Genomic DNA, 24,038 nt, shown 5'->3' with positions numbered 1-24,038 from the left:
AGGGTCAGCGCCGATCGGCGATGACGATGTGACCGTCGGCGCGGACGGAGGTGCGTTTGCCCTCGATTCCCGCCTCGACCGCGACCGATTGCAGGTCGCGGTCGGCGGTGACCGAGAAGCCGTGCTCGGCCAGCAGCGCGGCCATCGCCTCGGGGGTCCAGTTCGAACGCTGCGGTTCACCGGCCATCGGATTGGTGCGGCCGGAGACAGACAGCAAGAGCTCCATGGCCTTGCGGCCGTAGTGGTACACCCGATTGGGGGTCGGGTAGGTGATGATCAGGCGGCTATCGGGGGCACTGTGCTTTGCCACCTCGATGACTGTCTCGGCGACCTCGGCGGGCGTCAGATAGGGGACGACGCCCTCCCAGATCCAGGTGGTGGGCCGCGTCCCATCGTGACCGGCCGTGGTGAGGGCGGCCCCGAGGGAGTCCCTACCGAAATCGACGGGGACGAAACGGACGTCCGCCAGGGCCTCCCGCTCCCCCAGCCGTTCCCGTTTCTCGGCCTGGGACGCCGGATGATCCACCTCGAGCACGGCGACTCCCGCCAGTTCGGGCATGCGCCAGGCGCGCGCGTCCAGCCCCGCGCCCAGAATCACCAGCTGCAGATGCGCACTCTCCCGCACCGCATCGTCAATGGCGACCGTGCGGGCCGCCAGCACTTCCGAAGTGGCGGAGAGCAATTCGTACTCCATCCGCGCCCCGACCCCCTTCGGCGCAGCGCCGGCGCGCACGAGATCAACCAGTGCGCGTTCGCCGTCGACCAATAATTCGACCGCGACCGGGTCGGAGAACCGCCCGACGCCCATTCGCCCGTCCGCCACGGCGCGGCCCTGGCAGACCAGGACCGCTGTCCGGCTCGCTGCACGCTCGGTCACGGGTTCATTATCGGCGCGGCGGCCATAGTTCGCCCGCCGCCCGATCGATCCGGGATTCGCGCCAGAGCGGGCTGTCGACGAAGTGGTTGTCGAAACGCTCCTGGGCGCGCAGGATTTCGAGCGGATCGCCGTCGCCGCGGCGGAGCCGCTCACCCATCCGGAAGTATTCGAAGCGTTCGATGCCGGGCGTGAACACGATCAACACATCGGCCGCCGAATCGGCGGGGGCGGCCCAGGCGTGCACCATGGCGGGCGGCACCAGCAGGAAATCCCCCTCGCCCATGGTGAGGATCTCCTCCCCGGCCAGTACCCGCAGCGTGCCGCCCAGCAGGAAGAACAGTTCCGCGGATGTGGTGTGGAAGTGCGGCGGCGGGCCGTCGGTGCCGGCGGGCAGGACCGCGCGGTTGGCGCTGAGCTTTCCGCCGGTCATATCGTGGTCGGCGTACAGGTGCACGCCCAGGCCCGGCAGCTGTTCGGCCTCGCCGGCCCGGATGAACAGGGCGCGGTCCGCGCCGGAGGGTGTGGTGGTCATGGTCGGTCTCCTCGGCCCCGGGGACCCTCCCCGGACGACAACACAGAGGCACGGTGACCGCGAACAGTGACATGGGAGCGGGCTTCGGTGACACGGAACACGATCCGGGCCACCATGTCACAGTTTCCGGGCCGCCCGGCTCTTCGGTGGCGAGAGAAGGGAGACGAGTCATGACGGCACAGCCACCGCACGCGGCCTCCGACGAGGTCACCGCGCGCTTTCTCGACTACCGCGAACTGCTGTTCGCGGTCGGATACAACATGCTCGGCAGCGTCGCCGATACCGAAGACGTGCTCCAGGAGGCATGGCTGGCGTGGGCGGCACGGCACCGGGACCCCGCCGCGGCACCGGTCGACAATGCCCGCGCCTACCTGGTCCGGGTGGTCGCCAATCATGCCCTGGCGCGGCGCACCGAGATCGGCAGACGCCGCGAAACCTACGTCGGCCCTTGGCTTCCCGAACCGCTGGTCACCACCGAGGACGAGGTGTCCGGCGTCGTGGAACGCAAGGAATCACTGTCCATGGCCGTCCTCGTGGTCCTGGAAACCCTGTCCCCGCTGGAGCGCGCGGTCTTCGTCCTGCACGATGTGTTCGGCTTCGGCCACCCCGAGATCGCGGCCATGCTCGACCGCTCCCCCGCCGCGATCCGCCAGCTCGCCTCCCGCGCCCGCAAGCACATCCACGAGCGCCGGCCTCGCCAGCGCGACAAGCACTTCCAGGCCGGGCTGAGCGAGCGCCTGGCCGAGGCCACCCTGCGCGGTGACCTCGCCACCGTGCTCGAGGTCCTCGCCCCCGACGTCACCCTGTGGACCGATAGCGGCGGCGCGGGCCGGGCCCAGAGCCTGGAACCCGTCCACGGCCGCGACCGAGTCGCCGCGGTCTTCATGGCCGTGGCCGCCGACCTCCCCGCCGGGCACCTAGCCATTCGCTACCGCTGGGTGGCCGAAGACCCCTGCGTCCTGGTGTTCTCCGACGAGAGCCCGCTGGCGGCCGTCGTCGTCGACCTGGACCCGGCCGGCACCCGAATCCAGACGATCTACTCGATCACCAACCCGCACAAGCTATCCCGGATCACCTGATGGCACGCCAGACACCGAGCATGTGACCGGACTGCGTCGAGCTGCTCGATCACGAACCCGCACAGGCTTTTCCGAATCACCGCGGACGGGGTGCGCGAAAGGCGTGCTACACCGGCATCACGCTGTCAGAAGCTCTGCCAGGAGGGCTTGTTCGCCATCGCGAACCGGTAGTAGTCGGCGGCCTGCAGGCGCGCCGCCGCCTCCGGGTCCACGATGACGGTGGCGTGCGGGTGCATCTGCAGGATCGACGCCGGGCAGAACGCGGAGAGCGGGCCCTCCACCGCGGCGGCGACCGCCTCCGCCTTGCCCGCACCGGTGGCGATCATGAGCAGATGGCCGGCGTCGCCGATGGTTCCGAGGCCCTGGGTGAGGACGTGGGTGGGCACCTGAGCCAGGTCGTCGTCGAAGAAGCGAGCGTTGTCCTCGCGGGTCGTCGGGGTCAGGGTCTTGACCCGGGTGCGCGACCGCAGCGAGGAGCCCGGCTCGTTGAAGCCGATGTGCCCGTTCGCGCCGATGCCCAGGATCTGCACGGCGATGGGCCCGTTCTCGGCGATGGCGCGTTCGTAAGCGGCCGCGGCCGCCGGGATATCGGCGGCATTGCCGTCGGGGCTGTGGACGTCGGTGTCGGCGAAGTCGACGTGCGCGGTGAACTCGTCACGGATGAACTGCCGGTAGGACTGCGGATGTCCCGGCGGCAGGCCGATGTACTCGTCGAGCAGGAACGCCTGCACGCCCGCGAAACTCAGGCCCTCCTCGCGATACTGCCGGATGAGCTCCCGGTACGCGCCCAGCGGTGAGGAGCCCGTGGCCAGCCCGATCGCGCGAGCGCCCCGGCGCACGTGGTCGGCCATGATGCGGCCGGCCAGCACACCCGCCTCGGCCGCGTTGTCGGTGATCACGAGTTCCATGGCGCTCCATCCTTGTACACGGTCACGGGGTTGAGGTGGTGGTCGGCGACCAGGATGTCGGCGCGCATCCCCGGAGCGAGCGCGCCGATGTCGTCGGCCACGCCGAGCAGGCGGGCCGGGGTGGCGCACGCGGCAGTGGCCGCCGCGGTGAGGTCGACGCCCGCGTGGAAGACGGTGCGGCGCAGCACTTCCGCGGCGGTGGCGGTGCCGCCGGCGATGGCGCCCTCCCGGTCCGGGTCGTAGATGCGCGAGATGCCTTCCCGCACCACGACATCCAGGCTGCCGAGCTGATAGCGCCCGTCGGGCTGCCCGGCGGCGGCCATGGCGTCGGTGATGAGGGCCAGATTGTCGGGGCCGATGGTGTCGAAGACCATGCGCACGGTGCCGTCGGCCAGGTGCACGCCGTCGCCGATGACCTCGGCCACCACATCCCCGCGTCCCGCCGCGGCCATGGCGGCGGTGAGGAAGTTGGCGTCGCGGTGCGCCAGCTCGGGCATGGCATTGAACAGGTGCGTGATGGACACCCGCCAGCCGCGGCGCATGGCGTGCACGGACTGCGCGTAGTCGGCGGCGGTGTGTCCCAGGGAGAGAATCACATTCGCGTCGGCGAGTACGTCCGCGAGGGCGTCGAAGTTCGCCGTTTCCGGGGCCACGGTCACCGACACGATGCGGCCGCCCGCGTAGTCGAGGAGCCTTTCCAGCAGCGCCGGATCACCGGCGATGATCCGATCGGGATCGTGGGCTCCGCGCCGGTGCTCGCTGATGAACGGGCCTTCGAGGTGGATGCCCGCCAGCAGGCCGTCGTCGATGGCCTTGCCGAGTACGTCGATGCGGTCGCGCAGTTCGGCCTCGGTGGCGGAGACGAGGGAGGCGAGCAGCGTCGTGGTGCCCCGGCCACGGTGGAAGTTCGCCGCGGCGGCCACCCCCTCGGGATCGGCTTCCGGGAAGCCGAATCCGCCGCCGCCGTGACAGTGCACGTCGATCAGCCCCGGCAGGATGATCGGCGGCTCGTCCGCCGGTTCCGGCAGGTCGCCGCCGAATCCCGTTGCCGGGCCCACATAGTCGAGGCGCGCCCCGTCGAACGAAACCACCCCGTCGGCGAGCTCGCCCGCCTCGGTGAGGGTGACGACCCGGCCGCGCAGGGTGGTCGTCACTTGTCCCGCCCCAATGCCCGGCGCGCGGCCTGGAGCGCGTCGTCGGCGGTGCGGGCCGACAGCACCGCTGCCGCCGCCGCTCTGCACTGCTCCAGGGTGACCTCGGCGAGCCGGGCCCGGACCCCGCCGATCGAGCGCGGCGCCATGGACAGCGTCTCGACGCCGAGACCCACCAGTACACAGGCGAATTCGGGATTCGACGCGGATTCGCCGCAGACGCCGACCTTGACGCCGTGTTTACCCGCGCCGGTCACCGTCAAGGCGATGGTCGCGGCCAGCGCGGGCTGCCACGGATTGTGCAGCGCCGCCAGTGACGACGCCATGCGGTCGGCGCCGAACAGGTACTGCGACAGATCGTTGGTGCCGATGGAGAAGAAGGCCACCTGCGCACCGAGCTGCTCCGAACGCAGTGCGGCGGCGGGGATTTCGACCATGATGCCGCAGGTGTCGATCCCGGCGTCCCGGGCGCGGGCGGCGAAGTAGCCCGCCTCCTCCGTGGTGGCGACCATCGGCGCCATGACCTGAACCGGCGTGCCGGTCTGCTCTGCCGCGGAGTCGATGGCCGTGAGCTGGTCGAGTAGCGTCCCCTCATCGACGCTGCTCAACCGCAGACCGCGCACGCCCAGCGCCGGGTTCTCCTCGTCCGGCAGGTCGAGGAACGGCAGCGGCTTGTCGGATCCGGCATCGAGGGTGCGGACCGTGACGGGCCGGTTGCCCATGACACGGAAGATCTCGGCGTACCTCTCGGTCTGCTCGGCCACCGTCGGGGCCGACTTGCGGTCCAGGAACAGGAATTCGGTCCGGAACAGGCCGACACCCTCGGCGCCGAGTTCGACCGCCAGCCGCGCATCGGCCGCGGAGCCGACATTGGCCAGCAGCGGTACGGCGTGGCCATCGGCGGTACGACCCGGACCGGTCGGCGTGTCCACCTGCCGGGCGCGCAGAGCGCGCACTTCCTCGCGACGCGCGGCGGTCGGCTCGACCTCGACCACGCCGGCCGTGCCGTCCAGCACGACTTCGGTGTCCTCGGCGATCCCGGCCGCGTCCGGTGCGGCGACCACGGCCGGAATCCCCAGCGCCTTGGCCAGAATGGCGGTGTGCGAGGTCGGCCCGCCCGCGACCGTGAGCAGCCCGATGACCCGCTCCGGGTCCAGCGTCGCGGTGTCGGCGGGCGCCAGATCCTGTGCGGCGAGCACGAAAGGCGTTGCACTGTCCGGGATCCCGGGCGGATCCACCCCGAGCAACTCGGCCACCACCCGCTGGCCCACGTCCCGCAGATCTGCGGCCCGTTCGGCCATCATGCCGCCGAGCGCGGCCAGCTGCGCCCCGAAGTGCGCCACCGCCTCGGTGACCGAGTGCGCGGTCGGCGTCCCGCTCCGGATCTCGGTGCGCACCTGATCCAGCAGTGCCGGGTCCGCGGCCAGCGCCGAGGTCATGAACAGGATGTCCGCCGCCGGGCCCTGTGCCTCGAGGGCCTGCGCGGAATACCGGCCGGCAACCGTCTGGAAAGCGGCCTCCGCGCGGGCGATTTCGGCCTCGACGTCACTCCCGGGTGGGTCGTCCGGGCTGGTGACCGGCGCGGGCGCCAGCCACTTCACCGATCCGACGGCGATCCCGGGGGCGGCGGCGACACCGCGCACCTCACGCGTCAAGATCCGTCTCCAGCATCGCGACCAGCGTATCGAGGGCCGCGTCGGCGCCGTCCTCGGCGTGCAGGGTGACGGTGTCGCCCTGCTTGACGCCCAGGGTCATCACCTGCAGCAGGCTGTTGGCGGCGACGGGGTCCTTGCCGCCGACCGAGATCTGTACGGGCACACCGGCTTCCCCGGCGGCCTTGGCGAACAGGGCAGCGGGCCGGGCGTGCAGTCCGGTCTCGGACGCGACTACGGCGGTGCGGGTGATCATGCTGCGATGTTCTCCTTCTCGATCTCGGACTCGTCCGGTTCCCGCCCGGGTGTCGGCAGGTTCCAGCGCTTGATGATGAAGCTGAAGGTGACGTAGTACAGGGCCGCGTAGCCGAGTCCGATCGGGATCAGCAGCAGCGGATGGGTGGCCTTGCCGAAGTTCAGCAGAAAGTCGATGGCACCGGCCGAGAAGGTGAACCCGTCGTGGATCCCGAGCGCATTGGTGAGCGCCAGCGAGGTACCGGTGAAGAACGCGTGGATCACCAGCAGCGGCCAGGCCACGAAGATGAACGAGAACTCCAGCGGCTCGGTGATGCCAGTGAGGAACGCGGTCAGGCCGGTGGACAGCATGATGCCGCCGATCATCTTGCGGTGCTCCGGGCGCGCGTGGCGCCAGATGGCGATGGCCGCGGCGGGCAGGCCGAACATCATGATCGGGAAGAAGCCGGTCATGAAGGTGCCGGCCGAGGGGTCGCCGGCCAGGAAGCGCGGGATGTCGCCGTGCGCGCCGTGGTAGTCGCCGATGACGAACCAGACCACCGAGTTGATGATGTGGTGCAGGCCCAGCGGCAGCAGCATGCGGTTGGCGAAGCCGAAGATGCCGCCGCCCACGACCGAGTTGTCGGCGACGGTGGTGCCCAGCCAGGTCAGCGCGGAATTGAAGGCGGGGTAGATGAACGACATGAGCACGCCGATCACGACGGCCGCGCACGCGGTCAGGATCGGCACCAGCCGGCGGCCAGAGAAGAAGCCCAGGTAGTCGGGTAGCTGGGTGCGGTGGAAGCGCTGCCACAGCGCGGCCGTGGTCAGGCCCATCACGATGCCGCCGAGGACGCCGAAGTTGACGAGCTGTGCGGCCGGGGCCTTTGCGACGTCGACGACCGGGCAGTTCCAGTGCGCCGCCCGGAACAGCCAGCCCAGGATCGGGCCGCAGCTGCCGTCCAGCACCACCGGTGACATGGCCTTGAGGACACCGGTGAAGGCGAGGTAGCCGACCACCGCCGCGAGCGCGGTGGAACCGTCGGCCTTCTTCGCCCAGCCGATGGCGATGCCGACCGCGAACAGCAGCGGCAGATTGTCGATGAGGGTGCCGCCCGCGCCGGCGAGCACGGCGGCGACGGACCGCAGCGGCGAGAACCGGCCGAGCATGTCGTCCTGTCCTAGCCGGAGCAACAGTCCGGCAGCGGGTAGCGTGGCGATCGGCAGCATCAAGCTGCGGCCGAGCTTCTGCAGTCCGGATAGATCGAGCTTCTTGCGGGAGCTCTCGACGGCATCGGCCATGAAAGTGGTCCTCAGTCTGTGAATGGAGTCACGCGTACTGTTCACGATCAGTTAGCGTCACTGGTTATAACCAGACATATACTGGTTATAACCAGCTTTGTCTACTCGACACGCACGGAGGAAAAATGTCGAAGGTGGATCAGATCATCGCCGGACTGGGTGGCGCGGACAACATCGTCGAGGTGGAGGGCTGCATCACCCGCCTACGCTGCGAGGTGAAGGACGCGAACCTCGTCGATGAGAAGGCACTGAAGGCCGCCGGTGCGCACGGCGTCGTCAAGATGGGTGACGCGGTTCAGGTCGTGGTCGGACCCAGCGCCGACGCCCTGGCAGAAGACATCAACGACCTCATCTGACCGCCGTGAGCACCGAGATTCTCGCGCCGCTCGACGGCCGTGCCATGCCCCTGTCCGAAGTCCCCGATCCGGTCTTCTCGGCCGAGATGGTGGGCGCGGGCGTGGCCATCGAACCCCTCGACACCGATGCCGCCACCACCGTGGTCGCCCCGGTCACCGGATCGATCGTGAAGCTGCACCCGCACGCCGCGGTCATCGTCACCGACGACGGCACCGGCGTGCTGCTGCACGTCGGCATCGACACCGTCGGCAAGCCGGACCTCTTCGAGATGAAGGCCGCCGAGGGCGATCGGATCACCGCGGGTGATCCGCTGATCACCTTCTCCCCCAACGCCGTTCGCCGCCGCGGCCTGAGCGCGGCCGTGCCGGTGGTGGTCATGGACAGCAGCCCGGGATCGGCGCGGAACGCCCTCACCGGCCCAGTCACCACAGGCTCGGTGTTGTTCTCCATGTGAGACGGGAGGGATTCCACGCAAGACGGGAAAAGAATTGAGCCGCTGCCCGATCGGGCGGCGGCTCATTCATCGCCGGTAGGCCGGTCAGCTGTCCTCGGCCGAGACGGTCATGTAGACCTGATAGCGATCGGCGCGGTACCAGGACTGCGCGTGTTCCACGGCCCGGTCGCGCGAATACGAGATCCGGTCGAAAGCCAGTAGCGGCGAACCGGTTTCGGTGCCCAGCCAGCCCGCGTGCCGCTCGTCGGCGGCCACCGCGCGCACGCTCTGCTCGGCCCGGTCGATCGGGCAGTCGTACTCGCGGGAGAACAGGGCGTAGAGCGACTGCGTCAGTTCGTGATCCAGCAGCTCCGGCAGCAGATCGGCGCGGTACCAGCCGTCGTCGATGGACATGGGCAGTCCGTCCGCCAGCCGCAGGCGAACCAGGTGGTACGCCTTGGTATTCGCGGTCAGCCCCAGCGCGGTCGCCGAGGCCGGGGGCGGCACCGCATGATCGGTATGCAGCACCACCGTGCTCGGGGTGCGGCCCAGCCGGCGCATGTCGTCGGTGAACGAGGCCATGTGCAGCCGGGAACGAGCCACCCGCTCGGCCACGAAGGTGCCCTTGCCGGGGACGCGCGTGATGACGCCCTCGGATTCGAGCTGGCCCAGCACCTCGCGCACGGTCATGCGGCTGACCCGGTAGTCGTCGCACAACTGGCGTTCGCTGGGCAGCATTTCGCCGGGACGTAGATTCGCGCACAGGGTGGTGAGCGCCGAACGCAGTTGCGCTTGCTTGGTCACGCGCCCTGACACGTCGATCCGGTCCTTTCCGCCCCCGCCGGCTGCGGGCGCGGTCACTTCTCGTTGCGCGCCTTGGGGAATCGCTTCTGGTGTGCGACCCAGCCTGCCATCTTGGCCCAGTGGCCCTGCGCCGGGGTGACCTTGGAGATGAGCTCGCGGTCCCACTCCTCGGTCTCGGACAGGCCGTTCACGGTCTCCACGAGGGACTTGGCGGCCGCCATGGACCCGACGACGCGGTCACCCAGGGTGCCGTCGGCGCCGACCAGGGTGATGCGGACGCCGACTCGGCCGATGGGCTGCAGTACCGCGGTCGCGGAGCCGCCATGCTCGGCGACGAATCCCTTCACGGAATCCACGACGGACGGCGACAGCTTCTCGGATGCCGGGGCGGTGGTAGCGCTCATGCGCTGCAGTTTACCCACGGGTAATTCAGCGTCCATGAACCGCCGCACATCTCACACTCCGCGAGCCGCCGCGCACCGCGTGGCCGCGGCGATGTAAGACTGATTCCATGCGCGCCATCCAGGTTTCCGAGCACGGCGGTCCCGAAGTCCTGCGGTACGTGGAGGTGCCGGACCCGCAGGCCGGACCCGGGCAGTTGCTGGTGCGGACGCAGGCGAGCGGAATCAACTTCATCGACACCTACATTCGGACCGGGCGGTACCCGCAGGCGGTGCCCTACATTCCGGGATCCGAGGGCAGCGGTGTGGTCACCGCGGTCGGACCCGAGGTCACCGAGTTCCGGGTCGGGGATCGGGTGGCATGGGCGGCCGCGCCGGCCAGTTACGCCGAGCAGGTGGTCGTGCCTGCGGCCGTGGCGATTCCGGTGCCGGACGGGGTGGACGCGCCGGTGGCGGCGTCGGCGCTGTTGCAGGGCATGACGGCGCACTATCTGATCGAGTCCATCTACCGGCCCGAGCCGGGCGAGAGCGTGCTGGTGCACGCCGGAGCCGGCGGTGTCGGGCTGATCCTGACGCAGCTGCTGGCGGCGCGCGGGGTCCGGGTGATCACCACGGTGTCGACCGACGACAAGGAGAAGCTGTCGCGGGACGCCGGGGCGGCCGAGGTGCTGCGCTACGACGAGGACATCGCGGCGCGGGTGCGGGAGCTGACCGACGGAGCGGGCGTGGCCGCGGCCTATGACGGCGTGGGCGCGTCCACCTTCGAGTCCAGCCTGGCGGCCACCCGGATTCGCGGCACGGTGGCGCTGTTCGGCGCGGCCAGCGGGCCGGTGCCGCCGTTCGATCTGCAGCGACTCAATCCGCTGGGCTCACTGTTCGTGACCCGTCCGACGCTGGCGCACTACACCCGGGATCGCGCCGAATTGCTGTGGCGCGCAGGCGACATCATGAACGCGATCGCCGACGGCACGCTGCACATCCGGATCGGCGGCAGTTATCCGCTCGCGCAGGCCGAGCAGGCGCACCGGGATCTCGAGGGGCGCCGGACCACCGGTTCGATCGTGTTGGTGCCCTGAGGTTTTCGTCAGCCGAGATCGCGGCCGGTGAGGCCGCGGTAGACGAATCGGGTGAGGGCGTCCACGGCCTGCTCGTCGGTGAGCGCCAGGCCGCCCTCCTCCACCGCCTGCAACAGGCCGGTGGCCGCGAGGAACATCATGGCCAGGCTGGCGTCGGCCGAGCCGGGTAGGCGCAGGCCGGCGGGGGCGAAGCCGTCGAGGTGGTCGGCCACCTCGTCGCGCTGCTCGGTGGCGAATCGCGCTGCGATGCGGGCGAAGTCGTCATTGACCAGGGCCGCCTGCTGGACGGCGCGCAGGACCGGCCAGTTCGTGCGGGCGAAGGACCAGTAGCTCGCGATGTGGTATCGCACCGACTCCGGGTCGGTGAAGTCGGCGGTGTGCGCCGGGTCCTCGGCGGAGGTATCGCTCTCGTCGGCAAGGTCTTTCAGCAGCGACTGGAGCAGCTCCTCCTTGCTCGCGAAGTGGTTGTAGAACGAGCCCGCGGCCCGGCCGGCGGCCGCGGTGATGTCGGTGATCTTGGTATTGAGGTAGCCGCGGTCGGCGAACAGCTGCCGGGCGGCGTGCTTGAGCGCCTGTTCGGTCTCGGCCGACTTCGCACTGCGGCGGGCTGCCACCATCCACCTCCTTGACAGCGGAAGGTACCACCCAGAATACTGAATCAACATTCAGTGAATTTCGATTCAGTATTGGAGTTGCCATGAATCCGCAGGTCCTCGTCGCGGGAGCCGGTCCGACCGGGCTCGCCCTCGCCATCGATCTGGCGCGTCGCGGCATCGGGGTCCGCATTGTCGACAAGGCCGGGGAGTTCTTCGCCGGGTCGCGCGGGGACGGGCTGCAGCCGCGCACCCTCGAGGTGTTCGACGATCTCGGGGTACTCGACGCGGTACTCGCACAGGGCGCGCCGCAGGCGCCGCTGCTGGTGCACCTGGACGGGCAGTTCGTGATGGAGCGGCGGATGAGCGCCTGGCGGGAGCCCACATCCGCGGTGCCGCATCCGAATCCGTGGGTACTGGCCCAGGCCGATACCGAGCGGGTGTTGCGCGAGCGGCTGGCCGAGTTCGGGGTACGCGTCGAAACCGCCACGGCCGTGGTCGATTTCAACGCGGACGCCGACGGAGTGACCGTGATCCTCGAGCACGCGGGTGCGACCGAGACTGTGCGGGCCGGCTATCTCGTCGGAGCGGACGGCGGCCGCAGCATCGTGCGCAAGACGCTGGGGATTCCGTTCGAGGGCACCACCGACGAGTCGATCCGCATGCTGTTGGGCGACGTGTGCGCGGATGCACTCGATCACTCGGCCGGGTACTGGTTCGCCGACACCTCCTCCCCCATGGACGGCATCGCGCTGATGCCGCTGCCGGGTGGGAGAAAGTTCCAGTTCGCGACCGGCCTGACCACCGAGTCCGGCACCGAGCTGGCGGATCTGCAGGACCACCTCACGCGGCGTTCCCGCCGTGACGACATCATCCTGAGCGACCTGACCTGGTCGACGGTGTGGCGGCCGAATGTCCGTCTCGCACAGCGGTATCGGTCGGGCCGGGTGTTCCTGGCCGGAGACGCCGCACACGCGCATCCGCCGACCGGCGGGCAGGGGCTCAACACCGGCGTGCAGGACGCCTACAACCTCGGCTGGAAACTCGAAGCCGCGCTGCGTCATCCGGGGCCCGCGAGTGAGGCGCTACTGGACAGCTACGAGACCGAGCGCCGCACCGTGGCCGCGCGGATCCTCGGGTTGAGCAGTGAGTTGCTCGACAAGACCGTGAAGGGCGATCCGGATGCCATGGATCGCGAGGGCACTCACCAGCTCGACATCGGCTACCGGGAGAGCGGCGACGACGCGGCAAGGCTCCGGGCCGGTGATCGCGCCCCCGACGCACCCCTGGTCGATGCCAACGGAAAGACCGTGCGGCTGTTCGACCTGTTCCGCGGCCCCCGGGCCACGCTGCTGCTGTTCGGCCCGGACACGACGGCCGATCAGGCCGGATCCCCCGCGACAGACCTGCGGACCGTGCGCGTGGTCCGGCCGGAATCCGCCTCCGGCAATGGTGAATTCACCGACGCCGCGGGGGACGCGCGGCGGGCCTACGACGCGGCCGACGGCAGCTGGGTGGTCGTCCGCCCCGACGGGTATGTCGGATCGCGCAGCACGCCTACCGAGCGGTAGCTGCGGGAGTTCGCATTCCGGGCGTAACGGGCCGAAGCCCCTGGGATCCCGAGTCCGGGGCCCACGGTGCAGAATGATCATGCTGCCGCGCAAGACGATTCGATGTGACTGTACATTTTCGGCCACACGAGGGTGCCGCGACCCCGTATGGTGGTCGCGGCGAGGGTTCGGGCGGCCGGCAGGTAGAGGCGCATCGGTCAGAGGTGGTTCTGGGATGTTGGTGAAGGTCCGTAACGACGACCCGTCGCGGCTGTCGAGTACCGAACGCACCGTGGTGAACTGGCTCAAATCCTGGAGCGGACCGCACGCCGTACCCGGTATCGCCATCGTGCAGTGCCAGGACGCCGATGTGGTGGTGTGGACGCCGCAGACCTGTGTGGTGGTCGGTGTGCACGGGTTCACCGAGCGGGTGACCGGGACCCTGGCATGCGCGCAGGATCAGCCGTGGACCGTGGACGGCAAGCCCGCACCCATCGACGGGGACGCCGATCCGCTGGAGCGGGTGCGCCGCCAGACCGTGGACCTCGCCGGGCAATTGCGTTCCGCGCCCGGACGCGAGCAGGTACCGGTCAGCGGGCTGGTGCTGCTGGTGCCGCAGCTGGGCAGTCGCGTGAAGCTGGAGAAGGGCGCGCTGCCCACCGGCATCGACGTACTGATCGGTGACGGGCCGTCCTCGCTGCGCGCCTATTTCACCACGCTCGCCGAGGGCGCCCCGGCGTCGTGGGATGCGGGACAGGTCGGGCAGGCGCTGGGGGCGCTCGGGTTCGCGGCCGCCGCAACCTATTCCGATCTGGTGTCGGAGGGATTCCCCGTGCCGGACTCGGCACGGGACGCTCCGCTGCCGTTCGCGAACCGGCCGACCGAGGTGATGGTGCCGTCGGTTCCGTCGGTGCCCGTCCACTCCGCCGAGGGCGCGGGCGCGCCCGGCGCGACCGAGCCAGGACCCGCTGCCGAATCGGCGGGTGGGGGTGATGGTCCTGTCGTACAGCAGGATCCGACTCCCCGCACCAGCCGAGGCAGTGCCGCCGCGGCCGCGATCGCGGGTGCTACCTCGGCGAGCGTGGCCGAACGGGCCTACCGAGCGCTGGCGGGCAGGTCCGAGCCGCAGGCGCCGAGCCGGGGCACGCCACCGCCTCCGACACCGATCCCGGGCGCCGCCCCGGCCGGGCGGCCGACACCGCCCGCACCGACCCAGCCCCTGCCCGTACCGCCCCGTGCGCCGCAATTCGGGCAACCGCCGCAGCCGCGTCAACCCGCGCCGCCGGGTTTCGGGCCGGGCCCCCAATCCTGGCCGCAGCCTGGTGCTTCCGGTCCGTCGCAGGAACGCGAGAGGTTCCCACTGTGGAACGAGCGGCAGGCCACGAGCGGGACCGGGAAGAAGCGGCGCAAGGATCTGCCGATCATCGGCGGCCTGGTACTGGCGGTGATCATCCTGGTGATCGCCATCGCCTGCACGGGCCGGACCACCCCGACGCCCAGCAAGCAACAGCCGCCGCACTCCACGGTCGTCCAGGCGACCACCTCGACGCATTCGGTCGACCCGACGCTGCCGTCGACCACCATCGCGCCCGCCTGTTTCCCGTTGCAGCCCTGCAACTGACCGCTCCCCGCCCCGGAATCCGGTGCGGGGCCAGGGAAGCCGGAAGGTCTCCGCGCCGGTCATGGTGCCGAGGATGAGCACGCCGTGTCCGACCGCGGGGGTGACGAAGTGCGGAAGCGGCCCGGTTCCGTACTGGGCGAGCGCTTTTCCGACCGCAGGGTTGAGGGCGTAGAACGTGCCGGCGTGCCAATCGGTCGCCCAGACACGCCCGGCGGCGACCGCGGGCGGGCCATTCGCGGGAGCGGTGGTGCGCCACAGCACCGCGGCAGCGTCCGTTGCGGTCACGCGAATCGCCATGGTGCCGTTGGCACATGGCAGGTAGGCCACATCACCCGCGACCGGCCCGGCTGTACTCCGCCATCGTGACACACCGCCGAGGAGGCACCGATGAATTCCGCCGCGCGGTACCGTCACTACCGATATGACCGAACACATCCTCGAAACGCCCGAAGTCGATCTCGCCTACGACCTGCTGGGACCCGCACCGGCTGCGAGCCCGCACCGGCCGCTCATGATGATCGGCCAGCCCATGACCGCCGACGGATTCGCCACGCTGGCTTCGTATTTCCCGGAGCGGACCGTGATCACCTACGATCCGCGCGGGCTCGGCCGGAGCGTCCGCAAGGACGGGCGCACCGACAATTCACCGACCGTGCAGGCCGAAGATGTGCACGCGCTGATCACCGCGCTCGGCGTGGGTCCGGTGGACCTGTTCGCCAGCAGCGGCGGCGCGGTCACCGCACTGGCCCTGGTCACCGCGCATCCGGACGATGTCGCCACATTGGTGGCGCACGAGCCGCCGATGATCCCGGTGCTGCCCGACGCGGCGGCCGCCGAGCGCGCCCGTGCCGCGGTCCGCGACGCGTACCAGGCCAAGGGATCCTTCGCGGGCATGGCGGCGTTCATCGCCTGGACGTCCTGGCAGGGCGAGCTCACCGACGCCTACTTCGCCCAGCCGCCGGCCGATCCGGCCATGTTCGGCATGCCCACCATCGACGACGGCACCCGCGACGACCCGCTGCTGTCGGAGGCCTCCTGGGCGGTGACCGACTATGCCCCCGATGTGGCGGCGCTGCAGGCCGCGAGCACGCGGGTGCTGATCGCCGTCGGCGAGGAGTCCAAGGGCGTCTTCACCGGCCGCACCGCCGAGGCCACCGCGGCCGTCCTGGGCAGCAGCCCGGTCGTATTCCCCAGTCACCACGGCGGATTCACCGGTCCCGACGGCGGGTATCCGGGGCAGCCGGAGGCCTTCGCCGAGCGACTGCGCGAGGTCCTCGACGAGAGCTGACAGGCTCAGGCATAGTCCGGTAGCGGATATTCGCCCTGCTTGCCGATCAGACGGGTGAGCAGGGCGCGCGCCGGGTGCAACGGTCGCGACACCAGCACCCGCATCAGGGTCTGCATGATCGCGACGCCGCGACGGGTCTCGGGATGGCGGAGCCGCACCGATGTCTCGGTGCCCTTCTGCACCTCGGTCACCAGCGGCCGCAGGATCTGCTCGTATCGATCGAAGGCCCGCTCGAAATCCGCAGGCGTGCTGAGGAGTTCACCCGCGAGCAGGTACGCGCCGATCAGTGCGAGCGCGGTGCCCATACCGGTCATCGGCGATCCGCAGTAGGCGGCGTCGCCGAGCAGCACCACCCGGTCCTGCGACCAGCGCGGCATCCGGACCCGGGTCACCTCGTCGAAGTAGAAGTCGGGCGCCGCGGGCATGGCGTCCAGAATCGCCGGAATCACCCAGCCGTGACCGGTCAACCGTTCGCGAATCAGGTTCTGCTGCACCGTGATATTCCCGCGCAGGGCGGGATCGGCGGGTACCCGGGTGGAGAAGATGGCCATCGAGGTCGCCGGATCCGGATCGGGCCGTAGTGCGACCATGCTGCCCGGCACCGGCAGGACCCCGACCCAGCCGGTTTCCAGACCGGTACCCGGCGGCGTCGGAACGGTGAAGAAGGCGATGTAGGCCCCGAGATACTCGCAGTGCCGCTCCTCCGGGCCGAACACCCGCTCCCGCAGGGCCGAATGCAGGCCGTCCGCGCCGATCACGACATCGAACTCGTCCGCCGCGCCGGAGGCGAACCGGACCTTCACCCCGTCGCCGTCCTGCTCCAGCGCCTCGACCCATTCCCCGTATCGATAGTCGAGGGCACCGGATTCCGCGGGCAGACCGGCGATCTCGTCGAGCAGCACCTGATTGAGCTCGCCGCGGGCGATCTCGATATCGGCGACGAACCCCTGACCGCCGAACATCTCCGCCGGCATCCGGGACCGCTGCCGCCCTGCCTCGTCGACGAACACCATCCCCCGCTCGTCGAGCTGCCGCCGGCGGATCCCGGGCATCAGCCCCATCCGCTCGGCCACCTTGCGGCTGGGCCCGCGCAGGTCGACGGCCTGCCCACCCGGCCGCGGGACCGGCGCCCGCTCCACGACGGTGACGGCCATCCCGCCCCGCAACAGCTCCAACGCGACCGCGTTCCCCGCGATCCCGCCGCCACACACCAGAATGCGAACCGACCGAGACATTCCGAACCCTCCCTCACAGTGCTTTTCGGTGAAGCCGACGTTCCAGGAGTCGAGCCAAGCCAGTGTTCCAGCGAATTCCGAATCGGATCAATCGATTATCCGCCGCTCCCCTCGCCGCACCGGCACCGGCCGCTCCCTCGGACACGCCTGCCTCCGCAGAGCTACCACCGGCATTGGGACGACTCCTGATACTCAGGGCCGGACGGGATGATCGGCTCGAAAAGCGAAGGGCTGCTATCGATCACATACCGGGCGAGTCGTCGGGGAGGCCATTCGTGGTGTCGCCGGTCGCCCCCGATCGGCGGGCGATCGCAGGGTCAGCGGCTGGGGCGCGGGCCGATGATGGAGGCGCGCTCCATGATCCGCACCTGCGGCCAGTAGTCGCTGGCGGCGTAGTGCTGGACGGCACGGTTGTCCCAGAAGGCGACCGTGTGCGGCTCCCAGTGCAGGCGAACCTGGTGTTCGGGGGCATCGGCGGTGCGGCACAGGCGATCGATGAGGGCGCGGCTCTCGTCGAGATCGAGACCGTGGATATGGTCGGCGAAGACGCGGTTGACGTAGAGGTGTTTGCGGCCGGTGACCGCGTGCGTGCAGACCACGGGGTGGCGGACCGCCGGATGCTCCGCGCGCATCTTCTCCCGCTGCTCGTCGTTGAGCGCGTGGCCGAATGCGCGAGTGAAATCGTGGACGGCGTCGAGGGTTTCGATGCGGGCCCGGGTCTCGGCGTCGAGTACGTCGTAGGCGGCGTACATGTCGGCGAACAGGGTGTCGCCACCGATCGCGGGAACCGAGATCGCGTGCAGGACAGCGCCCATCGACGGCTGCTTGCGCCAGGTGACATCGTGATGCCAGGCATTCTCGAATCCGCTGACCTGAGCGCTCTTCTCGAACCGGACCAGCTCGGGGCAGCTGGTGTTGGAGGGGATGAAGGGGTGGACCTCGAGCTCGCCGAAGCGGCGCGCGAAGGCCACCTGCTGCTGCGGGGTCAGCGGCTGGTCACGGAAGAACAGCACCTTGTATTCGTGCAGCGCGCGCCGCACTTCGGCGATCACCGCATCCGGCTGCTCACGAGCCAGATCGACACCGGAGATCTCAGCGCCGAGCGTGGCACCGACGGGACGGGCGTCGAAGCTCTGCCAGCGCAGCCCTGCCAGCCGGTCGCGCTCGGCGGCGAGGTGGGTGAACGGGCCCGACCACACCGGATATCCAGGGAGCTGAACGGTTCGGGGCGCGAAATCGGCGGCGGGGTCTTTGTCGGCGATCACAGTCATGACGGTCTTCTTTCGCTGATCGAACGGACTGTAGTCAATTGACTACACCTGGTGGGCGCTACTGTAGTCGCATGACTGCACCCGCCGCAAGGACTTCGTCGGACGAACGCGGACCGCTCGGGCGCGACGCCGTCGTCTCGGCCGTGCTCACCCACGCCGCCGACCTGTTCGCCGAGCGCGGTCCGGCCGCGACCTCCATCCGCGACATCGCCGACCGGGCCGGGGTCAACCACGGATTGGTCTTCCGCCACCTCGGGGCAAAGGACAAGGTGGTGACGGCTGTGCTCGATCACCTGGCCGCCGAAACCGCGGCACTCGCCGCGGCAGGCGCGCTCTCACCGGACGACCCGCGCCTGCGCCGGCACTGGAGTGTGCTGGCCCGCGCGATCCTCGACGGCTACCCGGTCGGACAGATGCAGAGCCGGTTCCCGGTCATCGAATCCCTGATCGATCAGGCTCGGACGCAGCACGCCGACGACCAGGACGCCGCTCTGGCCGTCGCGAATGTGGCCGCGTTCATGCTCGGCTGGCAGCTGTTCGAACCGTTCCTGCGCAATGCCGCCGGACTCGACGACATGCCGAACGAGCAACTGCGACACGCCATCGGCACCGAGGCGGCGTCGATCCTGCGCGGTCCGCTCCCCGGCCCCACCACCGCGAGCGAATGAGCCGGTGCGCGAACAGGTCCTGGCCCGCGCGCCGGCCTGGGGTCATTGCCGGGTGAACCAGAGGCGGGTGACGGCCTTGGTGCTGATCATGTCCGACAGGCGGTAGCCGGGCCGGGTGCCGAGGTCCTGGAACAGCCGTTCACCGGACCCGAGCAGAACCGGGACCAGCACCACGTGCAGCTCGTCGATCAGGCCCGCCGCCAGGAACTGCCGGATGGCGCCCACGAAATTGTGGACGCGAAGTTTCGGCATGACGCGGTCCTCTCGGGTGAGCGGGCGGCGGTTCCGCCCCTACCCGGTCATCGAACGGCGGCGAGTCGAAACGGCGGTGAGTCGAATCGACACGCGCATCAGGATCAGCCGAAGAGGGTGTGGCCGAGGGTGTGCCAGCCGAGCACCGAGTCGACGGCCAGGCCGCAGAAGACGACGGCCAGATAGTTGTTGGACTGCAGGAACAGTCGCAGGGGCTTGACCGATTCGCCCTTGCGCACACCGGAGTACAGCTGGTGGGCCATGAGCAGGAACCATGCGCCCGCCACCAGCGCGACGGCGGCGTAGATCACACCGGCGGCGGGGACCAGGGCGAAGGTGGCCAGGACGGTCAGCCAGGTGTAGATGACGATCTGCTTGGTGACCGCCTGCTCCGTGGCGACGACCGGGAGCATCGGCACGCCCGCGGCCTTGTAGTCCTCCTTGTACCGCATCGCGAGCGCCCAGGTGTGCGGCGGCGTCCAGAAGAAGATCACCAGGAACAGCACGATGGCGGGCCAGCCGATGTTTCCGGTGACCGCGGACCAGCCGACCAGGGCGGGCATGCAGCCGGCGGCTCCGCCCCACACCACGTTCTGCGAGGTCCGGCGCTTGAGACCGAGGGTGTAGACGAAGACGTAGAACAGGATGGTCGCCACGACCAGCGCGCCCGAGAGCAGATTGGCCTGCCACCACAGCCAGGCGAAGGAGGCCAGGCCGAGGGTGACGCCGAAGACGAAGGCATTGCGGGTGGGCACGGCCTCGCGGGCCAGCGGACGCTTGGAGGTCCGCTTCATCACCTTGTCGATATCGGCGTCGGCGACACAGTTGAGGGTGTTGGCGCTGGCCGCGCCCATCCAGCCGCCGAACAGGGTGACCAGGATGAGCCGGATGTCGACGTGGCCGCGGGCGGCCAGCAGCATGGTGGGAATCGTTGCGACGAGCAGCAATTCGATGACCCGGGGCTTGGTCAGCGCGATGTAGGCGAGCACCCGCCTGGCCGCCACCGCCAGCGGGCCGCTGCCCGTCACGCGGTCGGCGAGCACCGCCCCGGAGGAGCCATGAGCGCCACCCGGCTGTTGCCCAATCCCCACTGTTTCTCCTCGCACGCCGTGCACTATCCGATCCGGTCTGGAACTAGCAGCGCGCTCTGCCGATCTCCAGACACAGCCCAGTGCGGCGCGGCCACTACTACAGAGCATGGTAGACCCACGGCGACCATGCTCCCGACCAGGTCCACCCCGGCGCGGCCCGAGACCGGTTCGCGATGCGTACACCGGGCAGTCACGAACAGGTCCGGGAAACGCCACGAACCAGAGACACGGCGGGCGGTGATTGCGGGTTCCCGTATGACCACGAAACGCCGCCCTTTAGGGTGGTTGTAGATCGGTGCGGCCGCGTCGCACTCGGATCGAACGCAGCGAATCCCCGCCGCCCAACCGCATCGTTGACGAGAAGGTCAGGAGAACCTCGGTCGTGTCAGTCACAGACGACATCCGCGCGCTCACTCAGCCGAACCACCCCACCGACTGGACCGATCTGGACACGAGAGCCGTCGATACGGCCCGGGTCCTCGCCGCCGATGCGGTCCAGAACACCGGCAACGGCCATCCGGGCACCGCGATGAGCCTGGCCCCGCTGGCGTACACGCTGTTCCAGCGTGTGATGCGGCTGGATCCGAGTGATCCGGCCTGGGCGGGCCGCGACCGTTTCGTGCTCTCCTGCGGTCACTCCAGCCTCACCCTCTACATCCAGCTGTACCTGGCGGGCATGGGTCTCGAGCTGACCGACCTCGAGCACCTGCGCAAGTGGGGTTCGCTGACCCCGGGCCACCCGGAGTACCGCCACACCGACCACGTCGAGATCACCACCGGCCCGCTGGGCCAGGGCCTGGCGTCGGCGGTCGGCATGGCGATGGCGGCGCGGCGCGAGCGCGGGCTGTTCGATCCCGAAGCGGCACAGGGCAAGTCGGCGTTCGACCACTTCATCTATGTGGTGGCCTCCGACGGTGACATGGAGGAGGGCGTCACCTCCGAGGCGTCCTCGCTGGCGGGCACCCAGCAGCTGGGCAACCTCATCGTCTTCTACGACGACAACAAGATCTCCATCGAGGACGACACCCGCATCGCCTTCACCGAGGACACCGCCGCGCGCTACCGCGCCTACGGCTGGCACGTGCAGACCGTCGACGGCGGCGAGAACGTGACCGCCATCGAGGCGGCCATCGCCGCGGCGCAGGCCGTGACCGACAAGCCGTCGATCATTCTGCTGCGCACCATCATCGGCTACCCGGCCCCGAACAAGATGAACACCGGCGCTTCGCACGGCGCCGCACTGGGCGCCGACGAGGTCGCGGCCACCAAGAAGATCCTGGGCTTCGACCCGGAGAAGAGCTTCGACGTGGACGGCGCGGTCGTCGCGCACTCGCGCGGCAATGTCGCCGACCGCGCCAAGGCCGCGCGTGCCGTCTGGCAGGAGCAGTTCGACGCCTGGGCCGCCGCCAACCCGGAGAACAAGGCGCTGTTCGACCGCATGCAGGAGCGCCGCCTGCCCGAGGGCTGGGCCGAGACCCTGCCGACCTACGAGGCGGACCCGAAGGGTATGGCCACCCGCAAGGCGTCGGGCAAGGTGCTCGCCGCGCTGGCTCCGGTGCTGCCGGAGCTGTGGGGCGGTTCGGCCGACCTGGCCGAGTCCAACAACACCACCATGCCGGGTGTGCCGTCCTTCGGCCCCGAGTCCATTTCCACCGGTGCGTGGAAGGCCAACCCGTACGGCCGCACCCTGCACTTCGGTGTGCGTGAGCACGCGATGGGTTCGATCCTCAACGGCATCGCGCTGCACGGACCGACCCGTCCGTACGGTGGCACCTTCCTGGTGTTCTCCGACTACATGCGCCCGGCCGTGCGCCTGGGCGCGCTCATGCGCACCCCGGTCACCTACGTATGGACCCACGACTCCATCGGCCTCGGCGAGGACGGCCCGACCCACCAGCCGATCGAGCACCTGGCCGCCCTGCGCGCCATCCCGGGCCTGAACGTGGTCCGTCCCGGCGACGCCAACGAGACCACCTACGCCTGGCGCACCATCCTGGAACGCGATAGCGCCGAACGGCATTCGCACTTCCTGGTCTCCGAGCCGCCGCACCAGGACGGCCCGTCCGCGCTGGCCCTGACCCGCCAGGACCTGCCGATCCAGGAGGGCACCAGCTACGCGGGCGTCCGCAAGGGCGGCTACATCCTGGCCGAATCCTCCACCGGCGCACCGCAGGTAATCCTGATCGCCACCGGTTCGGAACTGCAGCTCGCCGTCGAGGCGCGCGCTACGCTCGAGGCACAGGGCATCGGTACCCGCGTGGTGTCCATGCCGTGTGTGGAGTGGTTCGACGCGCAGGACCAGTCCTACCGCGATGAGGTCCTGCCGCCGTCGGTGCGGGCCCGCGTTTCGGTGGAGGCCGGTATCGCGATGCCGTGGCACCGTTTCACCGGTGACGCCGGTGAGAACGTGTCCATCGAGCACTTCGGTGCCTCGGCCGACTTCAAGACGCTGTTCCGCGAGTTCGGCATCACCGCTGATGCCGTCGTCGCCGCTGCCACCCGCTCGCTTGCCAAGGTGAAGGGATAAGTCCATGACCCAGAACACGAACACCGCGGCCCTGTCGGCCGCCGGGGTATCGGTGTGGCTGGACGATCTGTCGCGCGATCGCATCAAGTCCGGAAACCTCCAGGGCCTGATCGACTCTCGCAATGTCGTCGGTGTCACTACCAACCCGACCATTTTCCAGGGCGCGCTCGCCAAGGGCCACGCCTACGACGAGCAGGTCACCGAGCTCGCCGCCCGCGGCGCGGACGTCGATTCGGCCATTCGCACCATCACCACCGATGACGTGCGCGCGGCCTGCGACCTCTTCGCCGACATCTTCGCCGAGACCAAGGGCGTCGACGGCCGCGTCTCCATCGAGGTGGACCCGCGCCTGGCCTTCGACACCGACGGCACGGTCGCCCAGGCCATCGAGCTGTGGAAGATCGTGGACCGGCCCAACCTGCTGATCAAGATCCCGGCCACCGAGGCGGGTCTGCCCGCCATCACCCGGGTGATCTCCGAGGGCATCAGCGTGAACGTGACGCTGATCTTCTCGGTGCAGCGCTACATCTCGGTGATGGGCGCCTACCTCGACGGTCTGCGCAACGCGCACACCGCCGGGCACGACATCGCCGGAATCCATTCCGTCGCTTCGTTCTTCGTCTCCCGCGTGGACACCGAGATCGACAAGCGGCTGGAGGGCATCGGCACCGCGGAGGCGCTCGCCCTGCGCGGCAAGGCCGGAATCGCCAACGCGCGCTTGGCCTATGCCGCCTACCAGGATGTGTTCGACGGCGGTGCGCACGCCTCGGTCTACGGCAAGCTGGCGTCCGCGGGCGGTAACGCGCAGCGTCCGCTGTGGGCCTCGACCGGTGTGAAGAACCCGGAGTACCCGGACACCATGTACATCACCGAACTGGTGGGCCCGAACACGGTCAACACGCTGCCGGAGAAGACCCTCGAGGCCTTCGCCGATCACGGTGTGCTGGAAGGCAATCGGCTCGCGGGCCTGGCCGCCGAGGCGCAGCAGGTGTTCGACCAGCTGGTCGCGGCGGGCATCGACCTGGCCGACGTGTTCGGTGTCCTCGAGACCGAGGGTGTCGACAAGTTCGTCGCCTCCTGGGACGATCTGCTCGCGGCCACCACCGAAAAGCTGCAGGTGGCGGGAGGAAACTGAC

24 protein-coding genes are annotated in these 24,038 nt (G+C 69.6%); 10 read left to right on the top strand and 14 right to left on the bottom strand.

Features of this window, described 5'->3' with window-relative positions:
• Positions 1 to 4 precede the first annotated feature (4 nt).
• Together ABZ909_RS24340 and ABZ909_RS24335 are read right to left on the bottom strand one after the other, a co-directional pair.
• Positions 5 to 877 carry a class I SAM-dependent methyltransferase gene (locus ABZ909_RS24340; protein WP_357003355.1) on the bottom strand — a complete coding sequence of 291 codons (873 nt, stop codon included), beginning with the start codon at positions 875 to 877 and terminating at the stop codon, positions 5 to 7.
• Between the two features lie 7 nt (positions 878 to 884).
• Positions 885 to 1,409 (bottom strand): cupin domain-containing protein, encoded by a 525-nt coding sequence (locus ABZ909_RS24335; RefSeq protein WP_357003353.1) that lies wholly within the window; start codon positions 1,407 to 1,409, stop codon positions 885 to 887.
• A 170-nt stretch (positions 1,410 to 1,579) separates the two neighbouring features.
• Between ABZ909_RS24335 and ABZ909_RS24330 the strand changes: the two genes are divergently transcribed.
• A complete protein-coding gene (locus tag ABZ909_RS24330) occupies positions 1,580 to 2,488 on the top strand; it encodes a sigma-70 family RNA polymerase sigma factor (protein WP_357003351.1) in 909 nt (302 codons plus the stop codon).
• A 125-nt stretch (positions 2,489 to 2,613) separates the two neighbouring features.
• Here ABZ909_RS24330 and nagB read toward each other — a convergent pair whose 3' ends face one another.
• From nagB to ABZ909_RS24305, 5 genes are read right to left on the bottom strand one after another with little or no spacing between them, the layout of a single operon-like run.
• Complete coding sequence (nagB, locus tag ABZ909_RS24325) at positions 2,614 to 3,396, bottom strand: glucosamine-6-phosphate deaminase (protein WP_357003349.1); 783 nt, start codon at positions 3,394 to 3,396, stop codon at positions 2,614 to 2,616.
• On the bottom strand, positions 3,384 to 4,550 hold the full coding sequence (locus ABZ909_RS24320; RefSeq protein ID WP_357003347.1) for an amidohydrolase family protein: 1,167 nt from the start codon (positions 4,548 to 4,550) through the stop codon (positions 3,384 to 3,386). Before ABZ909_RS24320 ends, nagB begins: the two co-directional genes overlap by 13 nt.
• The gene (gene ptsP / locus ABZ909_RS24315) at positions 4,547 to 6,202 is read right to left on the bottom strand and encodes a phosphoenolpyruvate--protein phosphotransferase (RefSeq protein ID WP_357003345.1); all 1,656 of its coding nucleotides are present in this window, start codon (positions 6,200 to 6,202) and stop codon (positions 4,547 to 4,549) included. The genes ABZ909_RS24320 and ptsP overlap by 4 nt, the downstream gene beginning before the upstream one ends.
• Positions 6,192 to 6,455 carry an HPr family phosphocarrier protein gene (locus ABZ909_RS24310; RefSeq protein WP_357003343.1) on the bottom strand — a complete coding sequence of 88 codons (264 nt, stop codon included), beginning with the start codon at positions 6,453 to 6,455 and terminating at the stop codon, positions 6,192 to 6,194. The genes ptsP and ABZ909_RS24310 overlap by 11 nt, the downstream gene beginning before the upstream one ends.
• A complete protein-coding gene (locus ABZ909_RS24305; RefSeq protein ID WP_357003341.1) occupies positions 6,452 to 7,735 on the bottom strand; it encodes a PTS transporter subunit EIIC in 1,284 nt (427 codons plus the stop codon). Before ABZ909_RS24305 ends, ABZ909_RS24310 begins: the two co-directional genes overlap by 4 nt.
• Positions 7,736 to 7,860: 125 nt before the next feature.
• On the opposite strand from ABZ909_RS24305, the gene ABZ909_RS24300 reads away from it, so the two are divergent.
• Positions 7,861 to 8,091 carry a PTS glucose/sucrose transporter subunit IIB gene (locus ABZ909_RS24300; RefSeq protein WP_354846627.1) on the top strand — a complete coding sequence of 77 codons (231 nt, stop codon included), beginning with the start codon at positions 7,861 to 7,863 and terminating at the stop codon, positions 8,089 to 8,091.
• Between the two features lie 5 nt (positions 8,092 to 8,096).
• The gene (locus tag ABZ909_RS24295) at positions 8,097 to 8,546 is read left to right on the top strand and encodes a PTS glucose transporter subunit IIA (protein WP_357003338.1); all 450 of its coding nucleotides are present in this window, start codon (positions 8,097 to 8,099) and stop codon (positions 8,544 to 8,546) included.
• Between the two features lie 84 nt (positions 8,547 to 8,630).
• On the opposite strand, the gene ABZ909_RS24290 is transcribed toward ABZ909_RS24295, so the two are convergent.
• On the bottom strand, positions 8,631 to 9,329 hold the full coding sequence (locus tag ABZ909_RS24290) for a GntR family transcriptional regulator (protein ID WP_357003337.1): 699 nt from the start codon (positions 9,327 to 9,329) through the stop codon (positions 8,631 to 8,633).
• 53 nt (positions 9,330 to 9,382) lie between these two features.
• Positions 9,383 to 9,733 (bottom strand): hypothetical protein, encoded by a 351-nt coding sequence (locus tag ABZ909_RS24285; protein ID WP_357003335.1) that lies wholly within the window; start codon positions 9,731 to 9,733, stop codon positions 9,383 to 9,385.
• A 107-nt stretch (positions 9,734 to 9,840) separates the two neighbouring features.
• On the opposite strand from ABZ909_RS24285, the gene ABZ909_RS24280 reads away from it, so the two are divergent.
• Positions 9,841 to 10,806, top strand: coding sequence for a quinone oxidoreductase (locus tag ABZ909_RS24280; protein WP_357003333.1), 966 nt, complete (start codon positions 9,841 to 9,843; stop codon positions 10,804 to 10,806).
• An 8-nt stretch (positions 10,807 to 10,814) separates the two neighbouring features.
• Here the strand turns inward: ABZ909_RS24280 and ABZ909_RS24275 are convergent, their stop codons facing one another.
• Positions 10,815 to 11,423, bottom strand: a complete 609-nt coding sequence (locus tag ABZ909_RS24275; RefSeq protein ID WP_357003331.1) for a TetR/AcrR family transcriptional regulator — start codon at positions 11,421 to 11,423, stop codon at positions 10,815 to 10,817.
• An 80-nt stretch (positions 11,424 to 11,503) separates the two neighbouring features.
• Between ABZ909_RS24275 and ABZ909_RS24270 the strand changes: the two genes are divergently transcribed.
• From ABZ909_RS24270 to ABZ909_RS24260, 3 genes are all read left to right on the top strand, one after another.
• Entirely contained in the window at positions 11,504 to 12,970 is a 1,467-nt protein-coding gene (locus ABZ909_RS24270; RefSeq protein ID WP_357003329.1) for an FAD-dependent monooxygenase, read from the top strand.
• A 214-nt stretch (positions 12,971 to 13,184) separates the two neighbouring features.
• Positions 13,185 to 14,570, top strand: a complete 1,386-nt coding sequence (locus ABZ909_RS24265) for a hypothetical protein (protein WP_357003327.1) — start codon at positions 13,185 to 13,187, stop codon at positions 14,568 to 14,570.
• 421 nt (positions 14,571 to 14,991) lie between these two features.
• Positions 14,992 to 15,858, top strand: a complete 867-nt coding sequence (locus tag ABZ909_RS24260) for an alpha/beta hydrolase (protein ID WP_357003325.1) — start codon at positions 14,992 to 14,994, stop codon at positions 15,856 to 15,858.
• Positions 15,859 to 15,863: 5 nt separating this feature from the next.
• Here ABZ909_RS24260 and ABZ909_RS24255 read toward each other — a convergent pair whose 3' ends face one another.
• Together ABZ909_RS24255 and ABZ909_RS24250 are read right to left on the bottom strand one after the other, a co-directional pair.
• Positions 15,864 to 17,093, bottom strand: coding sequence for an FAD-dependent monooxygenase (locus ABZ909_RS24255; RefSeq protein WP_357003323.1), 1,230 nt, complete (start codon positions 17,091 to 17,093; stop codon positions 15,864 to 15,866).
• 317 nt (positions 17,094 to 17,410) lie between these two features.
• Entirely contained in the window at positions 17,411 to 18,364 is a 954-nt protein-coding gene (locus ABZ909_RS24250; protein WP_357003321.1) for a TauD/TfdA family dioxygenase, read from the bottom strand.
• Between the two features lie 71 nt (positions 18,365 to 18,435).
• Between ABZ909_RS24250 and ABZ909_RS24245 the strand changes: the two genes are divergently transcribed.
• On the top strand, positions 18,436 to 19,032 hold the full coding sequence (locus ABZ909_RS24245) for a helix-turn-helix domain-containing protein (RefSeq protein ID WP_357003319.1): 597 nt from the start codon (positions 18,436 to 18,438) through the stop codon (positions 19,030 to 19,032).
• 42 nt (positions 19,033 to 19,074) lie between these two features.
• Here ABZ909_RS24245 and ABZ909_RS24240 read toward each other — a convergent pair whose 3' ends face one another.
• Both ABZ909_RS24240 and ABZ909_RS24235 read right to left on the bottom strand, forming a co-directional pair.
• Positions 19,075 to 19,284: a dihydrofolate reductase family protein gene (locus ABZ909_RS24240; RefSeq protein WP_357003317.1), complete on the bottom strand. Its 210-nt coding sequence runs from the start codon at positions 19,282 to 19,284 to the stop codon at positions 19,075 to 19,077.
• Positions 19,285 to 19,388: 104 nt separating this feature from the next.
• On the bottom strand, positions 19,389 to 20,327 hold the full coding sequence (locus ABZ909_RS24235; RefSeq protein WP_357003501.1) for a heme o synthase: 939 nt from the start codon (positions 20,325 to 20,327) through the stop codon (positions 19,389 to 19,391).
• A gap of 430 nt (positions 20,328 to 20,757) precedes the next feature.
• Here ABZ909_RS24235 and tkt point away from each other — a divergent pair, with 430 nt between their 5' ends.
• On the top strand, positions 20,758 to 22,902 hold the full coding sequence (gene tkt, locus ABZ909_RS24230; protein ID WP_357003315.1) for a transketolase: 2,145 nt from the start codon (positions 20,758 to 20,760) through the stop codon (positions 22,900 to 22,902).
• A gap of 4 nt (positions 22,903 to 22,906) precedes the next feature.
• Positions 22,907 to 24,037 carry a transaldolase gene (gene tal / locus ABZ909_RS24225; RefSeq protein ID WP_357003313.1) on the top strand — a complete coding sequence of 377 codons (1,131 nt, stop codon included), beginning with the start codon at positions 22,907 to 22,909 and terminating at the stop codon, positions 24,035 to 24,037.
• The last annotated feature ends 1 nt before the right edge of the window (position 24,038 follow it).

It is taken from the genome of Nocardia sp. NPDC046763 (assembly GCF_040645495.1).
Lineage (GTDB): Bacteria > Actinomycetota > Actinomycetes > Mycobacteriales > Mycobacteriaceae > Nocardia.
Note: the sequence above shows the minus strand (reverse complement) of the source record. Positions and strands in the feature narration are given on the sequence as shown.

Excerpts from the sequence above, each read along its gene's own strand:
- ABZ909_RS24335 (WP_357003353.1), bottom strand. The coding sequence starts at position 1,409 with ATGACCACCACACCCTCCGGCGCGGACCGCGCCCTGTTCATCCGGGCC.
- ABZ909_RS24330 (WP_357003351.1), top strand. The coding sequence starts at position 1,580 with ATGACGGCACAGCCACCGCACGCGGCCTCCGACGAGGTCACCGCGCGC.
- nagB (WP_357003349.1), bottom strand. The coding sequence starts at position 3,396 with ATGGAACTCGTGATCACCGACAACGCGGCCGAGGCGGGTGTGCTGGCC.
- ABZ909_RS24310 (WP_357003343.1), bottom strand. The coding sequence starts at position 6,455 with ATGATCACCCGCACCGCCGTAGTCGCGTCCGAGACCGGACTGCACGCC.
- ABZ909_RS24305 (WP_357003341.1), bottom strand. The coding sequence starts at position 7,735 with ATGGCCGATGCCGTCGAGAGCTCCCGCAAGAAGCTCGATCTATCCGGA.
- ABZ909_RS24300 (WP_354846627.1), top strand. The coding sequence starts at position 7,861 with ATGTCGAAGGTGGATCAGATCATCGCCGGACTGGGTGGCGCGGACAAC.
- ABZ909_RS24285 (WP_357003335.1), bottom strand. The coding sequence starts at position 9,733 with ATGAGCGCTACCACCGCCCCGGCATCCGAGAAGCTGTCGCCGTCCGTC.
- ABZ909_RS24280 (WP_357003333.1), top strand. The coding sequence starts at position 9,841 with ATGCGCGCCATCCAGGTTTCCGAGCACGGCGGTCCCGAAGTCCTGCGG.
- ABZ909_RS24275 (WP_357003331.1), bottom strand. The coding sequence starts at position 11,423 with ATGGTGGCAGCCCGCCGCAGTGCGAAGTCGGCCGAGACCGAACAGGCG.
- ABZ909_RS24270 (WP_357003329.1), top strand. The coding sequence starts at position 11,504 with ATGAATCCGCAGGTCCTCGTCGCGGGAGCCGGTCCGACCGGGCTCGCC.
- ABZ909_RS24265 (WP_357003327.1), top strand. The coding sequence starts at position 13,185 with ATGTTGGTGAAGGTCCGTAACGACGACCCGTCGCGGCTGTCGAGTACC.
- ABZ909_RS24260 (WP_357003325.1), top strand. The coding sequence starts at position 14,992 with ATGACCGAACACATCCTCGAAACGCCCGAAGTCGATCTCGCCTACGAC.
- ABZ909_RS24255 (WP_357003323.1), bottom strand. The coding sequence starts at position 17,093 with ATGTCTCGGTCGGTTCGCATTCTGGTGTGTGGCGGCGGGATCGCGGGG.
- ABZ909_RS24250 (WP_357003321.1), bottom strand. The coding sequence starts at position 18,364 with ATGACTGTGATCGCCGACAAAGACCCCGCCGCCGATTTCGCGCCCCGA.
- ABZ909_RS24245 (WP_357003319.1), top strand. The coding sequence starts at position 18,436 with ATGACTGCACCCGCCGCAAGGACTTCGTCGGACGAACGCGGACCGCTC.
- ABZ909_RS24240 (WP_357003317.1), bottom strand. The coding sequence starts at position 19,284 with ATGCCGAAACTTCGCGTCCACAATTTCGTGGGCGCCATCCGGCAGTTC.
- tal (WP_357003313.1), top strand. The coding sequence starts at position 22,907 with ATGACCCAGAACACGAACACCGCGGCCCTGTCGGCCGCCGGGGTATCG.